This window comes from Vibrio sp. 1727 (genome assembly GCF_033344415.1).
Taxonomy (GTDB): Bacteria; Pseudomonadota; Gammaproteobacteria; order Enterobacterales; family Vibrionaceae; genus Vibrio; species Vibrio alginolyticus.
The window spans coordinates 1-633 of record NZ_JAWPOT010000384.1; the positions used below are offsets into that span (position 1 = coordinate 1).

The 633-nt window shown below is 43.3% G+C and carries 1 protein-coding gene; it reads right to left on the reverse strand.

What is annotated here, in order from left to right:
• The coding region (gene nth / locus R8O10_RS25880) for an endonuclease III (protein WP_318192050.1) at positions 1–534 on the reverse strand (534 nt) is incomplete at its 3' end.
• Positions 535–633 lie beyond the last annotated feature (99 nt).

Genomic DNA, 633 nt, shown 5'->3' on the forward strand with positions numbered 1-633 from the left:
CCAGTGGTGCACATCGAGTTTGAACTCTTTTGGTACCACTTTTAATAGTTTTTGTTCGACATCATCTACCGTTTTTCCCATCGCAAACTTAGTACGATTCGAAACGCGATAAATGTGCGTATCGACGGCAATGGTTGGCCAACCAAATGCGGTGTTGAGCACGACATTGGCGGTCTTACGGCCGACTCCTGGAAGAGCTTCAAGAGCGTCGCGATCTTCAGGCACTTCGCCATTATGTTTTTCTAATAAGATCTTACAGGTTTTGATGGTGTTTTCTGCTTTTGAGTTAAACAGGCCAATAGTTTTGATGTATTCCTTCAAACCGTCGACACCCAAATCGAGAATACTTTGTGGCGTATTCGCAACGGGGAAGAGTTTGTCAGTGGCTTTGTTTACACTAACATCGGTCGCTTGCGCTGAAAGTAGCACAGCGATGAGTAACTCAAATGGAGAGCTCCAGTTCAGTTCCGTTTCAGGATTGGGGTTGTTTTCTCTTAATCGTTCAAGAATTTCTATTCTTTTTTCTTTGTTCATTGCTGACTTCCAAACCCGTCTTTGCGGTTTATGAAAAAGGCCCTACGAGTGGTAGAGCCTTGATTTTAGAATTCTTATATTATGCGTTAGTTACGCGAG